12 protein-coding genes are annotated in these 18,838 nt (G+C 55.8%); all 12 read right to left on the reverse strand.

Annotation, left to right across the window (positions count from 1 at the left end; all coding sequences use genetic code 11):
* Positions 1 to 12 precede the first annotated feature (12 nt).
* Positions 13 to 2,589: a nitrite reductase large subunit NirB gene (gene nirB / locus ACT53C_RS13865; RefSeq protein ID WP_476146922.1), complete on the reverse strand. Its 2,577-nt coding sequence runs from the start codon at positions 2,587 to 2,589 to the stop codon at positions 13 to 15.
* A 481-nt stretch (positions 2,590 to 3,070) separates the two neighbouring features.
* Positions 3,071 to 5,839, reverse strand: coding sequence for a nitrate reductase (locus ACT53C_RS13870; RefSeq protein ID WP_476146924.1), 2,769 nt, complete (start codon positions 5,837 to 5,839; stop codon positions 3,071 to 3,073).
* A 27-nt stretch (positions 5,840 to 5,866) separates the two neighbouring features.
* Positions 5,867 to 6,178, reverse strand: a complete 312-nt coding sequence (gene nirD, locus ACT53C_RS13875; protein ID WP_194747233.1) for a nitrite reductase small subunit NirD — start codon at positions 6,176 to 6,178, stop codon at positions 5,867 to 5,869.
* 31 nt (positions 6,179 to 6,209) lie between these two features.
* On the reverse strand, positions 6,210 to 7,898 hold the full coding sequence (locus ACT53C_RS13880; RefSeq protein WP_476146926.1) for a bifunctional protein-serine/threonine kinase/phosphatase: 1,689 nt from the start codon (positions 7,896 to 7,898) through the stop codon (positions 6,210 to 6,212).
* A gap of 54 nt (positions 7,899 to 7,952) precedes the next feature.
* The gene (locus tag ACT53C_RS13885; protein ID WP_338657575.1) at positions 7,953 to 9,164 is read right to left on the reverse strand and encodes a nitrate/nitrite transporter; all 1,212 of its coding nucleotides are present in this window, start codon (positions 9,162 to 9,164) and stop codon (positions 7,953 to 7,955) included.
* A gap of 66 nt (positions 9,165 to 9,230) precedes the next feature.
* Positions 9,231 to 11,657, reverse strand: a complete 2,427-nt coding sequence (gene nirB / locus ACT53C_RS13890) for a nitrite reductase large subunit NirB (RefSeq protein WP_476146929.1) — start codon at positions 11,655 to 11,657, stop codon at positions 9,231 to 9,233.
* A 20-nt stretch (positions 11,658 to 11,677) separates the two neighbouring features.
* On the reverse strand, positions 11,678 to 12,460 hold the full coding sequence (gene cobA / locus ACT53C_RS13895; protein ID WP_476146931.1) for a uroporphyrinogen-III C-methyltransferase: 783 nt from the start codon (positions 12,458 to 12,460) through the stop codon (positions 11,678 to 11,680).
* 34 nt (positions 12,461 to 12,494) lie between these two features.
* A complete protein-coding gene (locus ACT53C_RS13900; protein WP_476146933.1) occupies positions 12,495 to 13,934 on the reverse strand; it encodes an alginate export family protein in 1,440 nt (479 codons plus the stop codon).
* 100 nt (positions 13,935 to 14,034) lie between these two features.
* Positions 14,035 to 14,844: an ABC transporter ATP-binding protein gene (locus tag ACT53C_RS13905; protein WP_476146934.1), complete on the reverse strand. Its 810-nt coding sequence runs from the start codon at positions 14,842 to 14,844 to the stop codon at positions 14,035 to 14,037.
* A gap of 36 nt (positions 14,845 to 14,880) precedes the next feature.
* Positions 14,881 to 15,816 (reverse strand): nitrate ABC transporter permease, encoded by a 936-nt coding sequence (gene ntrB / locus ACT53C_RS13910; protein WP_194747226.1) that lies wholly within the window; start codon positions 15,814 to 15,816, stop codon positions 14,881 to 14,883.
* Between the two features lie 20 nt (positions 15,817 to 15,836).
* Complete coding sequence (locus tag ACT53C_RS13915) at positions 15,837 to 17,138, reverse strand: CmpA/NrtA family ABC transporter substrate-binding protein (RefSeq protein WP_338656969.1); 1,302 nt, start codon at positions 17,136 to 17,138, stop codon at positions 15,837 to 15,839.
* Between the two features lie 383 nt (positions 17,139 to 17,521).
* On the reverse strand, positions 17,522 to 18,790 hold the full coding sequence (locus ACT53C_RS13920; protein ID WP_313983678.1) for a nitrate- and nitrite sensing domain-containing protein: 1,269 nt from the start codon (positions 18,788 to 18,790) through the stop codon (positions 17,522 to 17,524).
* Positions 18,791 to 18,838 lie beyond the last annotated feature (48 nt).

Consider the following 18,838-nt stretch of genomic DNA (forward strand, 5'->3'; position numbering starts at 1 on the left):
CGGTTTCCTTGATTACTCTGTTGCTGCCAGGATGGGGATGACCTTGGCGGCAGGTACGGTCTGCTGTTTTTCTGCGGGCGTGGCCGGGCGGATCTGGTTGCGCTCATTGACGAAGACAATATTGTCGTCACCTGCCACACTATTGACGAAGCTGCGGAAGCGCTTGCGCACTTCGGGGTCAGTAACGGCGGTTTTCCACTCGTCCTGATAGTTGTCTACCACGTGTTGCATTTGGGATTCCAGTTCAGCGCCCAGCCCTAACGAATCCTCAATCACGACTTGCTTGAGGTAATCCAGGCCGCCTTCGAGGTTATCACGCCAGGTGCTGGTGCGTTGCAGGCGGTCAGCCGTGCGGATATAGAACATCAGGAAGCGGTCTATCATGCGGATGGCGTCTTCTTTGCTGAGGTCGCTTGCAAGCAGCTCGGCATGGCGTGGCTTCATGCCACCATTGCCGCACACATAGAGGTTCCAGCCATTTTCAGTCGCAATCAACCCCACATCCTTGCCTTGCGCTTCGGCGCATTCACGCGTGCAGCCCGAGACACCAAACTTGATTTTGTGTGGGGCGCGCAGGCCTTTGTAACGGTTCTCCAGCTGCACGGCCAGGCCGACACTGTCATCCACGCCATACCGGCACCAGGTGGAGCCGACACAGCTTTTGACGGTACGTAACGATTTGCCGTAGGCATGACCAGATTCAAAGCCGGCAGCAATCAACTCTTCCCAGATATTGGGTAATTGCTCCACGCGGGCGCCAAACATGTCCACGCGTGCGCCGCCGGTGACCTTGGTATACAAGCCATATTTTTTCGCGATCTGGCCGATGGCGATCAGGCCATCAGGCGTGACTTCGCCGCCCGGCATGCGTGGCACCACCGAGTAGCTGCCGTCTTTCTGGATGTTGCCCAAGAAGTAGTCATTGGAATCCTGCAAGGACGCCAGGTCTTTTTTCAGGATAAATTCGTTCCAGCATGAGGCCAGAATGCTGGCGGCGGTGGGTTTGCAGATATCGCAGCCCAGGCCCTGGCCGTGTTTATGCAGTAACTCATCAAACGATTTGATCTGGCCCACACGTACCAGGTGGTAAAGCTCCTGGCGCGAGTAGGGGAAGTGTTCGCACAGGTGATTGTTGACGGTCATGCCCAGTTTCACCATCTGTGCTTTCATCACCTGCGTCACCAACGGCACGCAGCCACCACAGGCGGTACCGGCTTTGGTGCAGGACTTGATGGCGCCTATGCTGCAATTGCCAGCCGCCACCGCTTCGCCAATCGCGCCCTTACTGACATTATTGCAAGAACACAGCACCGCGGTATCCGGCAGGGCATCCACGCCCAGGCCAGGTTTTTCCTTGCCATCACTGGCTGGCAGAATCAGGAATTCAGGATTTTCCGGCAGCGGCATTTCGTTGATGGTCATCTGTTGCAGCGTGCCGTATTCATCGGCATTGCCAATCAGCACGGCGCCCAGCAGTTTTTTGCCATCTTCGCTGACGACGATTTTTTTGTATATATTGCGCACCTCATCGGTGTACTGGTAGCTTCGGCAGCCATGGGTTTTGCCATGGGCATCGCCCACGCTGGCAACGTCCACCCCCATCAGTTTGAGCTTGGTGCTCATATCTGCGCCCTGGAAAGTGGTCGATGTTTCACCCAGCAGGTGTGCGCAGGCAGTACGGGCCATGTCATAGCCAGGGGCGACCAGGCCGAACATCTCGTCGTTCCAGCTGGCACATTCGCCGATGGCGTAAATATTGTGGTCACTGGAGCGGGAAAAGTCATCAATGGCGATACCGCCACGCGCGCCGATGGCCAGGCCGGATTCACGTGCCAGTTCATCGCGTGGACGGATCCCGGCAGAGAACACGATCATGTCGGTTTCCAGCCAGGTGTCATCAAAAAACACCATGCGGTGGCGTGCAGTCGCTCCATCGACAATCGCCGTGGTATTGCGGCTGGTGTGCACGTGTACACCCAGCTCCTCAATTTTGCTGCGCAGCACTTTGCCGCCCGCTTCGTCTACTTGCACCGCCATCAAACGGGGCGCAAATTCAACCACATGGGTTTCCAGGCCCATGTCTTTCAATGCCTTGGCGCATTCCAGGCCCAGTAGGCCACCGCCAACGACGACACCGCTCTTGGCGGTTTTGCCTGCTGCCGTCATGGCTTCGAGATCTTCAATGGTGCGGTAGACAAAACAGTTTTCACGGTCACGCCCGGTGACAGCAGGGACAAATGGATAAGAGCCTGTCGCCAGTACCAGCTTGTCGTAGGCCAAGATCGTGTCGTCTGTCAGTGTAACGGTATGCTGGTGGCGGTCAATCTGGCTGACGCGTGCATTGAGGCGCAATGTCAGGCCCGGCCGGTCATAAAACCCAGGCTCGACCAGCGACAGGTCTTCCGCCGTGCTGCCCGAGAAAAAACTGGAGAGGTGCACGCGGTCATAAGCCGGGCGTGGTTCTTCGCCCAGCACGGTGACTTGCAGGTTAGCCGCGGCCAGGTCAGGGTGGCGTTTCACCAGCGCTTGCACAAAATAATGACCCACCATGCCGTTGCCGACGACGAGGATGCGTGTGTGTTGATTCATCTTGTATTCCTAATCAGATGCAAGCAGGCAGTGTCACGATGTTTTCATGTCAGTTGCGTGCATTGCGTTACCAAACTCAAAGCCTAAAAACAAAAACGGCGTCCATAGCCTATGCCGCGATTGCACATTGCAATCCTGCGAAACAAGCTATGGACGCCGTTGTCCAGTATGAGATTTGCCGACGATGGAAAATCTCTGATTTAAAAATGGCATGATAAAACGCCACTTTGTGATAAAAAAGCAATTGGCATGCCAACCGCCAGGATGGGGGCGCAGATGAATCAGGATTTATGCTAAGTCATTGTTCCTGATGTGTTTTATCTGCGATATTGCGTGTATGTTTGAGCTTGCGGGCACCGTGCGATCCATCTGCCATTGGTTTGGTGCACGCTAATGAGGCATGTGCACAGGATTGCACCATCCTTGGCGCAATCCTGTGCAGACAGGCGATCAACTGCATTCAGGTGCGCGCGTGATGTCCTTATCCCGCATGGGTTTTGCCATGCAGTTTGACCAGCCGCTTGAGTTCCGGCACGCAGGAGCCGCAACTGGTGCCACATTTCAGCTTGGCTTGCAGCGTCGGTAAATCCGCTCCCATTTGACAGGTCTCGATAATCTCGTTTTCTGAGACATCCAGGCAGTTACAGACGATCTTGCCGCGTGATTTTTGTCCAGTGGGGGGCGCCGCCAGCGGCGCCAGTGCCCATTTGCGCAATTCATCGGTGAACTGGCCTTCGAGCATGACTTGCTTGAGCCAGTCTGCGGCCAGCATTTCACCAATCAGGCGCACCGCGCTGACTTGGCCTTGCTCGACCAGAATGCGTTTACTGATGCCGCGTTTGACATCATCCAGCCGTAGCATGGGCGCATCTTCTACCATGCCAAGCAACTGATCCAGCCGGGCGATCAGTTGGCTATCTGGGGCAGCGTGGTGCGCCGCGCGCAGAATCAGCATGCCGTTGCCACGGCCATACAGTCCCACGGTGGCGTAATCAAAGGCCACCAACAGCGCGCGGATGTCGGCGAGCAAGTGCAGGTCGTTGCAGCTGCGCATCACCGTCATTTGCCAGGGCAAGCTCAACTTTTCGATCTTGACCGCCGTGTGCTTGAGTTCCGGTTGCTTGGAGGTTTTATCAAAAGCCGGTGGCATCAACACATTCACGCCCAAGCCGTGCATAAACTGGCTGCCCCAGTGCATGGGGATAAACAGCTCGGCCGGTTTGACTTCGTCTGATTGCTGCACCTTGATGATTAACTCGCCGCGCTTGTTACTCAGTTTAACGATGTCGCCCTCGCTGATCTGGCGACGTTGCATGTCATCGGCATGCATGGAAACCACTGGCTCTTCGACATGGTTATAGAGCTGCGCCAGCGTGCCGGTGCGGCTCATGCCATGCCATTGGTCGCGCAGGCGGCCGGTGAGCAGGCGGAAGGGATGGCGCGCGTCCGGCTTGTCAGCGGTTGGTTTATACACCGCGCTGACAAAATGCGCCTTACCGCCCGGTTTCTGGAACACGCCATCGGTGTACAAGCGGGCTTCGCCCTGGCTGGCGCCCGATTTAAACGGCCATTGTTGTGGCCCGCGGGTTTCCAGAATCTGGTAACTCAAGCCAGTGATATCAAGGTCGCGGCCACGCGTGCTTTCACGGTGCTCGTTAAAAATGGTTTCGGTATTCGGGTAGTTAAACAGGGTGTCTGGTTTACCCAGTTTTTGTGCCAAACGGTGGGCAAAGTCGACCACTGCCTCCCAGTCATGACGGGCTTCACCCGGCTTGGGGGCGGCTGGCTGCACGCGCGTGATGCGGCGCTCCGAATTGGTGACCGTGCCTTCTTTTTCGCCCCAGGTCGAGGCAGGCAGAAATACATCCGCATAGACATTGCTGTCGGTATTGTTAAACGCATCTTGCAACACGACCAGCTCAGCCTGTTGCAGGGAGGCCAACACATTGTTGAGGTCTGGCATGGAGTGGGCGGGGTTGGTGCAGGCAATCCAGATCGCCTTGATCTCGCCGCTTTTAACCGCCTCAAACATCTCTACCGCGGTTTTGCCCGGCGTGGCCGGGACGTCGGGCACGCCCCACAAGCGCGCGACTTCTGCACGGTGTTCGGCATTGGCGAGGTCGCGGTGGCCCGACAGCAGGTTGGCCATCCCGCCGACTTCGCGGCCACCCATGGCGTTGGGTTGACCGGTCAGCGAGAATGGGCCTGCGCCGGGCTTGCCGATCTGACCGGTGGCCAGATGCAGGTTGATCAGCGCGGCATTTTTTTCAGTGCCATGGATGGACTGGTTCAGCCCCATGCAATACATGGACAAGGTCGGGCCCGCACCAAACCACTTGGCGGCCTGGATAATATCGGCCTCAGGCACGCCACAAATATCGGCTACCATCTTGGGCGTGTATTCGCGCACGGTTTCCTTGAGCGCTTCAAAGCCTTCGGTATGGTTGCGGATATAAGCCATATCGAGCAAGCCTTCCCACAGCATCACATGCAACAGGCCGTTAAACAGCGCCACGTCGGTGCCGGGCAAGATCGCCAGGTGCAAGTCTGCCAGCTGTGCGGTATCGGTGCGGCGCGGGTCTACCACCACAATTTTCATGTCCGGGTTGTTCGCCTTGGCATCTTCAATGCGGCGGAACACAATCGGGTGGGCAAAAGCGGTATTGGAGCCGGCAATGAACAGGCATTGCGTATGGTCGATATCCTCATAACAGGCCGGTGGTGCATCGGCGCCCAGCGTGGCCTTGTAACCGGCGACGGCAGAACTCATGCACAGGCGCGAGTTGGTATCGACGTTGTTGGTGCCAATCAGGCCTTTGGCCAGCTTGTTAAATACATAATAATCTTCAGTCAGCAACTGGCCGGAGATATAAAAAGCCACCGCATCCGGGCCATGGGTGTTGATAATCTCGGCAAAGCGCTCAACCACATGATCGAGCGCGGTATTCCAGCTGACGCGCGTACGCGGCAGGTCACGCGACAGGCGCAGTTCCGGGTAGAGGGCGCGTGCGTCCAGTTTGGCGGTCAGGTGCAGGGTCGAACCCTTGGTGCACAGGCGGCCAAAGTTGGCCGGATGCTCGGGGTCACCTTTGACATCGACAATCTGCTGGCCCTCGGTGGTAATGATGACGCCACAGCCGACACCGCAATAGCAGCAGGTGCTGCGGGTTTCACGTCGTTGCGGATGGAAGGAGACCGGTACTGCGGTGAGCAGATCGTTTGCAGTCTGGAGTTGTTGCTGTTGCGACATAAGGGAGCTGTCCGTGTTGCCTGAAAATTACGGGTTTAATTGCAGATAGACCATGCCATCTTCGACCTTGACTGCATAGCAGGCGGTCTGGCCGACATCGGGCGCTTCGGCCTGGCCATCGACCAGGCTGATTTTCCAGCTATGCAGCGGGCAAGCGACTTTGTCACCATAGACCAGGCCTTGCGACAGCGGGCCGCCTTTGTGCGGGCAACGGTTGTTGAGCGCAAACACGCGGTCATCTTCAGTGCGGAACACACCAATGTCGGTCTCGCCATGACGCACCACACGTGCGCCCAGGGCAGGGATGTCGTTTAGCGGGCAGATTTTCGTCCAACGCATTTTTTTCCTCTTTTCCAATTTGTTACTGGCCTTATGAGACCAGTAACAAATAAATCAATAACACATTCACGCACAATGAAATGATGGCCAGCCACTGCCATTTGACCAGCCGCGCGCGGGCAATCAGTGGCGTGCGCGGGATGACGATGGGTCTGAGTTCGCCATGCTCTAGCGCCAGCAGCATTTCTTCGGCGGTTTCAAAGCGGTGTTCCGGTTTGCGGGCAATCGCTTTCAGAATCAGGTTTTCTAGCCAGGCCGGAATCTCGGGGCGGTAGCGGCTGGGGCGCACCGGTTCACCAAAGCGCGGTGACTGGAACGGCTCGATTTCGCCATAGGGATACTTGCGTGTCAGCAGGTGATACAGCGTGACGCCTGCGGCATAAATATCCGCCTGGCGGTCGGCCAGTTTGCCGTCAAACAATTCCGGCGCCATATAGCTGGGCGTGCCGGGATTTTCCATCTGCTCGGGCATGGGCAGCGTGGTGTTAAGCGCGACGCCAAGGTCGAGGATGCGCAACCGTGTATCGCTACCCAGGTGAATATTGGCCGGTTTGATATCGCGGTGCACAATATTGAGCCGGTGCAGCATGCTCAAGCCACGCAACAGATCCTGGCCGATATTGGCCACGCCATTGATGGTGAAGTGATGGCCGGCATCCAGCCGTTGCTGCAAGGTGGCCCCTTCATGCCAGGTCATCACATAATACAAATGCGTGCGCTGTTCACGCGTGAGGGGCAAAATTTGCGGCACACATTGCGACACCACGCGCTTGCCCAGCCACTCTTCATTAAGCAGGGCTTCGCAACTGGCCTTATCTTCCGCGCGGGCGGGTTGCAGGGTTTTCAGCACAAATAATTGCCCGGCGGCATTTTTTACCTGATATAACAAACTGATGCGTGCATCATGTAACACGCGGGTGACGGTGAAGCCATCCAGGGTGTCGCCCACCGCCAGCTTGGGCGGCACCGGCAGGCTCAAGGCATCGGCCAGCATGTCGGTCAGGTGGTCTTGTCCCAGCTGATCGATCCGCACCACCACGGCAGAGGCATTATCCTGACCGCCTTGTTCCAGCGCTTGCCGGGTCAGGTGTTCGGCCATCAACTGCGGTGTATGGTAAAGCATCAATATTTTGTGCAGCTCGGCCTCGCCCAGTGCGGCCCACACACCATCACTGATAATGGCATACACATCGCCGGTTTGCAGCAGGCCTTCGGCATAATCCACGCTCAACTGGTCATCGAGGCCGACTGCACGCTTGAGTACATGCCGCATATCTGGCCGGTCCCAGACATGGTCGGTGGTCAGACATTGCAGAGACTGCTCGCGCAGGCGATAGATGCGGGTGTCGCCGACATGCGCCAGCACATAGCGCTGACCGCGCAGCACCAGCATGGACAGCGTGGTCGCCATGCCGGCCATCTGGCTGTGTTTGCGTGCCTGCGACAGCACCCAGCGGTTAGCCGCCTGAACCACCTTGTCCAGCGCATGCTGGATCGTCCAGGTATCGAGCGTGGCGTAATAATCTGCCGACACCGTGCGTATCGTCATCTCGGCAGCTTCGGCCCCGCCAGCCCCCCCGCTGATGCCATCAGCCACCGCCAGCAGGGCGCCCTTGATCTCCAGCTGCGCATCGGCAGGCGTCACCAGGCCTACGTAGTCCTCGTTACGAGGCCGCGGTCCGGTGAGGCTGCTTTCGCCGACGCTGATCCGTAATTTCATGCAGGGGTCCGTGATGACGCTAACATTTCAATGCTGGGCGGTTGTCCGATGCCATTAAATTTTGGCGCTGGTGACTGTGGCTGCGCCCCAGGTGGTGCGCCAGCGGTTTTTTACGCGTGAGAGGCCGATCAGCGCCAGAATTGCCAAGCCGGCAAAAATGGTCAGGCCGACCTGATAACTGCCCGTCACTTGTTTAGAGTAGCCTAAACTGGACGCCAGGTAAAAGCCACCAACGCCCCCGGCCATGCCGACCAAGCCGGTCATGACGCCGATTTCCTTGCGGAAACGCTGGGGCACCAGCTGGAAGACCGCGCCGTTGCCCATACCAAGTGCTGCCATGGCGAGCACTACTACCAGCAAGCCTAGTGACTGGCTAGCCATGCCAAAACTTAGGATAAACAGGAATACCGCTGCCAGCACATACATGGTGCTCAGTGAACGGATACCGCCGATGCGGTCAGCCAACCAACCGCCAATGGGGCGCACCAGTGAGCCGGCAAAGACACAGGCTGCAGTGAAATAACCCGCGTGCACCGCATCCAGGCCATACTGGTCGTGGAAGTAAATAGTCAATGAAGACGCCATGCCCACAAAACCACCAAAGGTGACGCTGTAGAAAAACATAAACCACCAGGCATCTTTATCTTTGAGCACGGCCAGGTATTGCGACAGCGATTTTGGCGCAGGCGTATCCGGGGCGTCTTTGGCCATCGTGACATAGACCAGCAACGCCAGCACCAGTGGAATCAGTGCCAGGCCAAATACATTGTTCCAGCCAAAGGCCACGGCCAGGCCAGGGGCGAACAAGGCCGCCAGGGCCGTGCCCGAGTTGCCTGCCCCGGCAATGCCCAGCGCCGTACCCTGGTGCTCTGGTGGATACCAGCGCGAAGCCAGTGGCAAGGCCACTGCAAATGCAGCACCGGCAAAGCCCAGAAACATGCCTAGCAACAGCGCTTGCTGATAGGTATGGATGCCATGCAGCCAGGCTGTCAGCAGCGCGGCAATCACAATCACCTGACCAATCAGGCCGGCTTTTTTCGGCTTGAGCTGATCCACCAATACGCCCATGACTATCCGCAGCAGCGCGCCTGTGAGTACCGGGGTGGCGACCATCAGGCCTTTTTGTGCTGGATTCAATTGCAGGTCGGCGGCGATTTGCACCGCCAGTGGCCCCAGCATGACCCAGACCATAAAGCTTAGGTCAAAATAAAAGAAGGCCGAAAACAAGGTGGGTTTATGGCCCACTTCCCAAAAACTTTTTTGCATCTTAATTCTCCTGGGCGTGCCAGCAGGATGCTGCCACGCCACTTTTCATTTAAACAGTATTTGTCGTTACACGGTAATTGTGTCGAACTCTTTGTGGGCATCACGTTGGTTGACGCGTTCTGCCCACGGGTCCACCGCGCCTTGCAACGCATACAGCAGACGCTCATATGCCGCTTTGCGGCCTTCAGCATCTTCAAGAATGCGTTTTTTCACATAATCCAGCCCGACACGTTCGATCCAGTGCACGGTGCGGTCCAGGTAACGGGCTTCTTCGCGGTAGAGCTGGATAAACGCGCCCGAGTATTCAATCACTTCCTCAGCGGTCTTCACCTTACACAGAAACTGCGCCACTTCGGTCTTGATGCCGCCGTTGCCGCCGACATAAATCTCCCAGCCAGAATCCACGCCGATCACGCCGACGTCCTTGATCCCGGATTCGGCACAGTTGCGCGGGCAGCCTGAGACCGCAAACTTCACCTTGTGCGGGGCCCACATATGGTCAAAGGCTTTTTCGATATCAATGCCCAGTTGGGTGGAGTTTTGGGTACCAAAACGGCAGAACTCCGAGCCAACACAGGTTTTGACCGTGCGGATCGATTTACCGTAAGCATAACCGGACGGCATATCGAGGTCAGCCCACATGCTGGTCAGGTCTTCTTTTTTCACGCCCAGCAAGTCGATGCGCTGACCGCCGGTGACTTTCACCATGGGTACCTTGTACTTGTCGGCGACATCGGCGATTTTGCGCAATTGCTCGGGCGAGGTGACACCGCCGTACATACGTGGCACCACAGAGTAAGTGCCGTCTTTCTGGATATTGGCATGCACGCGCTCATTGATAAAGCGTGACTGCGGATCATCCTTGGCTTCATGCGGCCAGGTGGAAATCAGGTAATAATTCAACGCCGGCCTGCAGGTGGCGCAGCCATTCGGCGTTTTCCAGCCCATGCCCTTCATGGCGGCCGGGATGCTCAGGTATTTGTGTTTGCGGATTTCGTCGCGCACTTCTTCGTGGTTAAAGTCGGTGCAGCCACACACTGCTTTGCTGCTCGAAGGCGGCGCATAGCCACCGCCCAGCGTCGAGGCCAGAATCTGCTCAACCAGGCCAGTGCAACTGCCACAACTGGAGCCGGCTTTGGTGTGTTTTTTGACGTCGTCCAGCGTGAACAGGCCTTGTGCCTGAATCGCTTTGACAATGGTGCCTTTACAGACGCCATTACAGCCGCAGACTTCCATTTCGTCGGTCATGGCAGACACCTTGTCCTGACCCTGGTGGCCGGTATTGCCCAGACTATCCTGCCCGAACATCAAGTGATCCCGGATTTCGTGGATCGGCTTTTTGTCGCGCAGCAGCTGGAAATACCAGGCCCCATCCGTCGTATCGCCATATAGCACGGCACCGATGATGGTGTCATCTTTGATCACGAGTTTTTTGTATACCCCGCCGACCGCGTCGTGCAGCAAAATTTCTTCGGCATCGTCACTGCCCATAAAATCACCGGCAGAAAACAAATCTATGCCGGTCACCTTCAATTTTGTCGAAGTGACCGAGCCTTTGTATACACCAATGCCGAAGTTGGCCAAATGTGTGGCGCACACTTTGGCCATTTCAAATAAGGGGGCCACCAGGCCATAAGCAATGCCACGGTGGTTGACGCATTCGCCCACGGCATAAATGCGCGGATCATAGGTCTGCATGGTGTCGCTCACCACAATGCCGCGGTTGCAATAAATGCCTGCCGATTCGGCCAGCGCATAGTTGGGACGGATGCCTACCGCCATCACCACCAGGTCTGCAGGCACTTCCTGGCCATCTTTAAAGCGCACGGCGACCACGCGGCCGTCTTTGCCGATCAATTGCTCCGTGTCTTTTTGCAGCAAAAACTGCAGCCCGCGCGTTTCTAGGGATTTTTGCAGCATCTTGCCTGCGGTTTTGTCGAGCTGGCGTTCCAGCAGCCATTCGTTTTTGTGCACCACGGTCACGTCCATGCCTTGTACCTTGAGGCCATTGGCAGCCTCCAGCCCAAGTAAGCCGCCGCCGATGACGACGGCATGCTTGTAGACTTTGGCCGCAGCGATCATGTCGTTGGTGTCTTTGATATCGCGGTAGCCCAGCACCCCTTGCAAGTCTGCACCAGGGATCGGCAAGATGAACGGCTTGGAGCCGGTTGCCAGCAACAGGCGGTCGTATTCGACCGTGAGGCCGTTGTCGGCGGTCACGGTGCGGGCCTTGCGGTCTATCTTGTTGACGCGGGCGCTGGTATGCAAGGTAATGTTGTGTTCGGCATACCATTCGCGGCTATTGAGAATAATGTCATCGATGGTCTGCTCGTTGGCCAGCACGGGCGACAACATGATGCGGTTATAGTTTGGGTAGGGCTCATCGCCAAACACGGTAATGTCGTACATGTCCGGCGCGATCTTGAGCAGTTCTTCCACCGTCCGCATGCCAGCCATGCCGTTGCCGACCACCACCAGTTTCTGTTTTATCATTGAATCACTCCTTTCAGCGCTTATGCTGCATCGCCGATGCTGAGCCAGTGTTGCAGATTTTGTTGCCAATCTTGTTCCTGTTGGCTGTTTCTGGCTAAGTTCACCACTTCGCCGACCACGATAATGGACGGACTTTTAAGACTTTGCTGATGGGCCAGGTAAGGCATGGCTTGCAGCGTTGAGGTCAGACCACGCTGTTCGGCGCGTGTGCCGTTCTCCACCACCATACAGGGCATGTCTGTGGGCATGCCTGCAGCGATCAGTTCACGGCAGATTTCAGCCAGATGCTGCATGCCCATGTAAATGACCAGCGTGGTATGGCTGGCCACCAGCGCTTGCCAGGGCAGGGGGCCGCCATCTTTGGTATGGCCAGTGACCAGCGTCACGCCATGGTTGTAGGCGCGGTGGGTCACCGGTACCTCCATGCTGGCGCAACTGGCAAGGCCACTGGTCATGCCCGGAATAATTTCATAATCAATATTGGCGGCACGCAGTGCCAGCATTTCTTCGCCACCACGGCCAAATACAAACGGGTCACCGCCTTTCAGGCGGGCCACGGTTTGGCCTTGTTCGGCCAGGGCGATCATCATGCGGTGAATAAAATGCTGTGGCGTAGACTTGCAACCGCCGCGCTTGCCCACCGGCACAATACGCGCCTGCGGGCAATGCTTGAGCAGTTCCGGGTTAACCAGGTCATCGACCAGCACCACCTCTGCCAGCTGCAAGGCCTTGACCGCCTTGAGCGTGATGAGCTCAGGATCGCCAGGACCGGCACCGATTAAATACACTTTGCTTGCTGACATGAGAGGCTCCTTAGGTTTGAGACGAGGCGTCCGCTTAGAATGTATACATGGCGGTCAGCCACAGTTTTTCGGTATCACGGATACGGCCAGCATTGCTGGTCGTGTTCGCCGCAGTGGCGTAATGATCATCCTCGCTGTATTTGCCATACTCGAGTTTGGTCATCCAGTTTTTATCCACATTCCAGGTGACGGCGGCGTTCCACTCTGTACCGTAACGGCTGCCATTGCGGTTGGTGCCACTACCCACGGTGTAAAAGTCTCTGTCCGAGTCATATACGTGGTAGTCGGCAAAAAACAGAAAATCGCCGTAACGGTAAGTCGCCGTGATAAAACTATCCTTGATGCCATCGCGTGGGGTGACCAGAAACTTGTCTACCCAGCCTTGAAACAAGTGGTTGGTGCCAAACGGGGTCTGAAAGGCATATTTGCCGTTGTTGCTGGAGAGTAATTCCTGGTCTACACGCAGGTTGAAGTTATCAATGCCAAAGCCACCGCCCAACTTGTAGTAATGCGCATCAATGCGGCTGTCACCGCCGCTGTAGTCAGACTGTTTGGCGTATTCAGCGGTGTAGTGCGCGCGGTAGTTAGGGGTGAAGGGGTGGGTGCCGTCCAGGCGGAGGCCAATAATTTTGTTGCTTTGGTCGGCAAACTGGTTGTTAGTGCCTTTGGGGTTGTTAGAGGCCCCTGCACCAAACCAGGCATTACCAAAGCCCAGGTTTTCAAAGTCTGAGAAATAGCCATAGCCGACCAGAAACTCGGTCGGGGAAATACGGTAGCGGCCATTGAGAACTTCCAGCGCACCATGATGCGCTGCCGTGGTGATCTGGTTCACCTTGCTAAAGTGGGCTGCATAAATTTCGGTATCTGGGATGGTCTTGTTAAATACCGAGACACCGTCAAACACCTGCATGACCTGGCGGAAGGCAATGTCACCAATAAAACGTACATTATCCAGGTTCACTTGTTGGCGGCCCGCACGTACACGGGTGTTTTTGATGCCGGTCCAGTCGACAAACAGCTGGTTGATATCGGTGTAGTCCGGGTCTACCACTTTGGCATACTGAATGCCGCTGTTCTGGTTGGATGCGCCGTTGATCAATACATTGTTGGTGCCGTCATTAAACTGGCTATTCAATTGGGTTACATTGATCAACTGCCCGGCCACACTCCAGTTGTGGTAAGGCGCGGTTTGCCAGCCAATCAGGCTGCGCAAGGTGTATGCATGCGCTTCTTTCAGGTTCTGGTTTGCCGTCGGATTCGGGCTGCCATTGGCATAGGTCCCAGGCTGCAAGCCATCCTGATCGACGTTTTCATAACGCAATCTGAAGCTGCTCATGTTTTTACCGGTTTTAATGGCGTCCATAAAGGTATATTCAGGCAGGGCCTCTTCTTCGGCCATTGCCGGTGAGCCAAGTGCGGCCAGCAGGATGGCTGCGGAAACTTGACGCAAGCGGGGGTGTAGGTTAGCGTTCATGTGTTGCTCCTTTTCTCTATTGGGGTAACCTTGCTTGGATGAGGGTTGCTTTTGATAAGCAAGTGGCGCTGGCAGGTGGCTGCCTGCCAGCGCCTTTCACTTAGGCCGCTTTTTTGGCGTGCCGCTCATACAGAAACTTCAAAACTTCGCTGCGCAAATGCGTGTAAGCCGGGTCTTCCACCAGCTCCAGGCGTTTGCGTGGACGGGGTAAATCGACCTCCAGGATTTCACCGATGGTGGCTGCCGGGCCGTTGGTCATCATGACGATGCGGTCCGAGAGCAGCACGGCTTCATCTACATCGTGTGTCACCATGACGGCAGTACACCCGGAACGTGCCATGATGGCCATCAGTTCGTCTTGCAGGCCAGCACGGGTCAGCGCATCCAGCGCACCAAACGGTTCATCCAGCAGTAACACCTTGGGCTCCATGGCGAGTGCCCGGGCAATGCCTACCCGCTGCTTCATGCCGCCAGAGATTTCATTCGGGCGTTTTTCCATGGCGTGGCTTAAGCCCACCAGCTCCAGTGCCGCGCGCGTACGTTCTGCCAGTTGCGGCTTACTCTCGGTGGCAGCAAACACGCGTTCCACCGCCAGATAGACGTTTTCAAAACAGGTCAGCCATGGCAGCAGGGAGTGGTTCTGGAACACCACGGCGCGTTCAGGGCCAGGTTTGGCAATTTCGCGTCCGGCACAAAACAGGTAGCCGTCTGTCGGTTGCAGCAAGCCGGCAATCAGGTTGAGCACGGTCGATTTGCCGCAGCCGGAGTGGCCGATGATGGAAATGAATTCACCTTCCTGGATAGACAGGTTGATGTCTTTTAAGGCCTGGAAACTGCCTTTTTTGGTGTTGAAAATCATGTTGACGTTTTCAATCAACACATAGCGGTCTTGTTTTACAGCGGTGGTCATGATCAGAGTCCTTTACCAGTCAATGAGGTGTCGTGGTTATTCGTAGCTATAGCGTTTGGCCAGCATGACCAGACACTGCTCAAGCAACAGGCCGACAATGCCCACAATGAAAATCGCGATGATGATGTGCTCAACGTTCAGGTTGTTCCATTCATCCCACACCCAGAAGCCAATGCCCACGCCGCCGGTCAGCATTTCTGCCGCCACAATCACCAGCCAGGCAGCACCGATGGAGAGACGCACACCGGTCATCATGTAAGGCATCACATACGGCAGCAGGATTTTGGTGATCACCTTCCACTCGGACAGGTTCAGTACCTTGGCCACGTTCATATAGTCTTGCGGTACTTTGCTGACACCGACGGCGGTGTTGATGATCATGGGCCAGACCGCGGTGATGAAAATCACCCAGATCGCGGCCGGGTTGGCCGCTTTGAATACCAGCAGGCCGATCGGCAACCAGGCCAGTGGGGAGACCGGCTTGAGCAGGCTGATAATCGGCGCCGCCATTTTTGACATAAAGGCATAGCGGCCGATGATAAACCCCATGGGGATGCCGACAATCGCTGCCAGCGCAAAGCCGGTGGCGACGCGTTTGAGCGAGTTCAGGATGTTCCAGCCGATACCCATATCATTCGGGTTGTTGATATAAAACGGGTCGCTAAACAGCTCCACCGCCGAATGCCAGGTCTGCACCGGCCCTGGCAAGCCCTGAGTCAGGGCGGCCACGGTAGACCAGATGGCGCCAAAGATCAGCAAGCCAATCACAGGCGGTAACAGTCCTTCAAAGACACGTTTGGCCATTGCCGCCCATGCCCCGGCTTTTTTGCTTGCCGGGGTGGCTGCTGTTGCGGTGGCCGAGAGAGGGCTCACCACCGCGACAACCGGTTTTGCTTGCTTGGCTGGCATTGCTTTGGCAGCCTGCTCACTGTTTTGCATGATTTTTTCCTTGTTAAAGCTGACGACACTCATGGTGACTCTCCTTGAAAGAATTACGCTTTAACCTTGAAGCTGTTGGCATAAGCTTTAGGGTCTTTACCATCCCAGACCACGCCGTCAATCAGCTTGCTGCTGCGCATCACGTCTGTTGGCACGCTAATGCCCAGAGATTTGGCGGCTTCGGTATAAATATCAATGCGGTTCACCTTTTTCGCCACGCCGAGGTAATCCGGGTCAGACTTGAGCAAGCCCCAGCGTTTGTGTTGGGTCAGGAACCACATGCCGTCTGACAGGTAAGGGAAACTGACCTTGCCATCATTGAAGAACTTCATATAGTTGGGGTCTTCCCATTTTTTGCCGATACCATTGTCGTAGTGGCCGAGGAAGCGACCTTCAATCACTTCTTCTGGCGCATTGACATAGGCTTTGCCTGCGATCAACTTGGCCACTTCGGCACGGTTTTTGGTCGCATCAATATAGCGTGAGGCTTCGAGGATGGCTTTGGTTAACGCCAGCGCGGTATTCGGGTTCTTGGCGATAAAGTCAGCGGTGGTGCCCAACACTTTTTCCGGGTGGTCTACCCAGATATCTTGTGAGGTGGCGACGGTGTAGCCGATCTTGTCGTAAATGGCACGTGCGTTCCAGGGTTCGCCCACGCAGTAGCCATCCATATTGCCAATCCGCATGTTGGCGACCATTTGTGGCGGCGGTACGACGATGGTTTTCACGTCCTGCATTGGATTGATGCCATAGGTCGCCAGCCAGTAGTACAACCACATGGCGTGCGTGCCGGTGGGGAAGGTCTGGGCGAAGGTAAAGTCGCGGTTTTCGTTATCCAGCAAACGTTTCAGCGTGGCACCACTGGTGACGCCTTTTTCCTTAAGCTGGTTAGCCAGCGTGATGCCCTGGCCGTTGTTGTTCAGCGTCATCAGCACGTTCATGTCTTTTTGCTGGCCGCCGATGCCCATTTGTACGCCGTAGATCAGGCCATACAACACATGTGCAGCATGCAATTCACCATTGACCAGCTTGTCACGTACGCCTGCCCACGAAGCTTCTTTAGACGGCACAATCTTGATGCCATATTTTTTATCAAAGCCCATTTGCGCGGCGACAATAATCGGCGCACAGTCCGTCAGCGGGATAAAGCCCACTTTCACTTCGGTGATTTCTGGCGCATCCGAGCCTGCCGCCCAAGCCTGGCTACGGATGGCGGAAGGCACCATGTTCATCATGGCGGCAGCACCAAACGCGCCTGCCAGCGTATTCATAAAGAAATGGCGGCGTTGCTGGTTCACCTGGTCAACCGGCGTTGCCTCGGTGGGGGATACATTTTTTTTGTCAGAACTGCTCATGTCGGCTCCTTGAGATTTGATTCGAAAAAGGGGTTCGGAAAATACAAAACAAAAAAGGCGTCCTGAATGCAGACCGTGGTCTACACTCAGGACGCCTTTGTCCTTATCTTTGCCAGCCGTGGATGATGAAACAGCAACGGCTAGTCAGAAATTCAAACTGGGGTTTCCAGTTTACTTACTACAAGCAACGCACCGCCTTTGGTAGCTTGCTTGATTTTATATAAGCAAAGCTTGTGCCAAGTGGGTTGTTGTTTTTAAATGTTTGATTTTTATTGGGTTTTAACGGAACTTTTTTCAAGTAGGGCTTGAAAAGGGGGCATGCCTCTCGCACCACGTGGGTGCGGATGCACCAATTTGAAGGTCTGGGAGCGTTATGAAAACCGTTATCGCGTTACGGTATGATGGGCCAGAATATTTTCGGCCACATCAATAATTTTACGGTTCTGCTCCATGGCCAGGCTACGCATGGTTTTGTAGGCTTCCATTTCATTGAGGCCGCGCGTACTCATGAGCAAGCCCTTGGCGCGCTCAATCAATTTGCGCTCGGTCAGCGCCTTTTTGGTGTCTGACAGCTCTGTTTCCATGTCGGCAATTTGCCGGGACTGGTGTTGCAGCAAGGCGATCATAGACGCCATGGGATAGGTTTGCGAGGTGTCATGGGCCTGAAAGTTCAGCGCATTTTCGATGGGAATCGCCAGGTTGAAAAACGTGCTGTTCAAGTTGGCCTGCGGACTGGCTTGGATAGTTTGCAGGTACTGCCGGGTTTGCTCGTAATCTTGTTTGGCCTGGCGGGTGAGCCCGGCCAGCAGTTCATGCATGGTGTCGACCAGCTGGCACTGAATCTGCCACATCTCGCTCAGGCGGCGGCTGCATAAGTCAAACCAGAGGTCGGCATGGCTGGGGGTCAGGGTTTGTTGGTCGCGCGCGCTGGTCAGCTTGGCGCGGTACTTGGCATGTTGCTGCTGCCAGTCACTGGCTTGCCACTGTTGCCAGGCCTCACACAGCTCTTTGCTGCCAAACTGGCACACCAGTTCAAAGTGCCGTTCCTGCTGCGCAATCAGTTCAAACAGCTTTTGCTGGTGCGGCAGTTGCAGGCTGCCAGAGCCAAATAAATAAGCGCCTACCGCACGCTCCTGCCCGGCAAACTCCTTGCCCTGAATCAGGTTATACAAGGTGAGCAAACAGGTGGAGATCTTGCTATTGACCGAGCTGTCGGTGATCTCGAATATCAGCGCAATCAAGCTGCCGATCAAGCGGTTAAAAGATTCGATGCTATCGGCAAACGAGATATTGAGCAGGGTAATTTGATGCCGCAGTGTGGTGAGCTGGTCCAGGCCCAGCAATATCCAGGAGATCAGCGTCAGTTGCTTGGCATCGGCGCGGCTGTTTTTATCCAGATGCTGCTGCAACGCTGCCCGGAAGCCGGTTTCTATGGCTTGATTCTGTGCGACAGCTTCTGCGCGCTCTGTGGCAAAACGCTGGCCGCCGGAGGCAATATACAGACAACTGGCGCCGCGCTCAATTTGCAGCTGGTGAATCAATTGACCAATTTTCTCAACAAACGCAATACAGCTATCCAGGCGCTCAAGCTCCTCGATATGCCTGATCTTGGCCAGCGTAATGGTTTGTGCGGGGGAAATGTCGGTATTCATCACGCTTGATAAAGCAAAAACTGTGCGCAGGCAGCAACCTGCAGCCAT

It is taken from the genome of Methylophilus sp. DMC14, assembly GCF_056314085.1.

Excerpts from the sequence above, each read along its gene's own strand:
- nirB (WP_476146922.1), bottom strand. The coding sequence starts at position 2,589 with ATGAATCAACACACACGCATCCTCGTCGTCGGCAACGGCATGGTGGGT.
- ACT53C_RS13870 (WP_476146924.1), bottom strand. The coding sequence starts at position 5,839 with ATGTCGCAACAGCAACAACTCCAGACTGCAAACGATCTGCTCACCGCA.
- nirD (WP_194747233.1), bottom strand. The coding sequence starts at position 6,178 with ATGCGTTGGACGAAAATCTGCCCGCTAAACGACATCCCTGCCCTGGGC.
- ACT53C_RS13880 (WP_476146926.1), bottom strand. The coding sequence starts at position 7,898 with ATGAAATTACGGATCAGCGTCGGCGAAAGCAGCCTCACCGGACCGCGG.
- ACT53C_RS13885 (WP_338657575.1), bottom strand. The coding sequence starts at position 9,164 with ATGCAAAAAAGTTTTTGGGAAGTGGGCCATAAACCCACCTTGTTTTCG.
- nirB (WP_476146929.1), bottom strand. The coding sequence starts at position 11,657 with ATGATAAAACAGAAACTGGTGGTGGTCGGCAACGGCATGGCTGGCATG.
- cobA (WP_476146931.1), bottom strand. The coding sequence starts at position 12,460 with ATGTCAGCAAGCAAAGTGTATTTAATCGGTGCCGGTCCTGGCGATCCT.
- ACT53C_RS13900 (WP_476146933.1), bottom strand. The coding sequence starts at position 13,934 with ATGAACGCTAACCTACACCCCCGCTTGCGTCAAGTTTCCGCAGCCATC.
- ACT53C_RS13905 (WP_476146934.1), bottom strand. The coding sequence starts at position 14,844 with ATGACCACCGCTGTAAAACAAGACCGCTATGTGTTGATTGAAAACGTC.
- ntrB (WP_194747226.1), bottom strand. The coding sequence starts at position 15,816 with ATGAGTGTCGTCAGCTTTAACAAGGAAAAAATCATGCAAAACAGTGAG.
- ACT53C_RS13915 (WP_338656969.1), bottom strand. The coding sequence starts at position 17,138 with ATGAGCAGTTCTGACAAAAAAAATGTATCCCCCACCGAGGCAACGCCG.
- ACT53C_RS13920 (WP_313983678.1), bottom strand. The coding sequence starts at position 18,790 with ATGAATACCGACATTTCCCCCGCACAAACCATTACGCTGGCCAAGATC.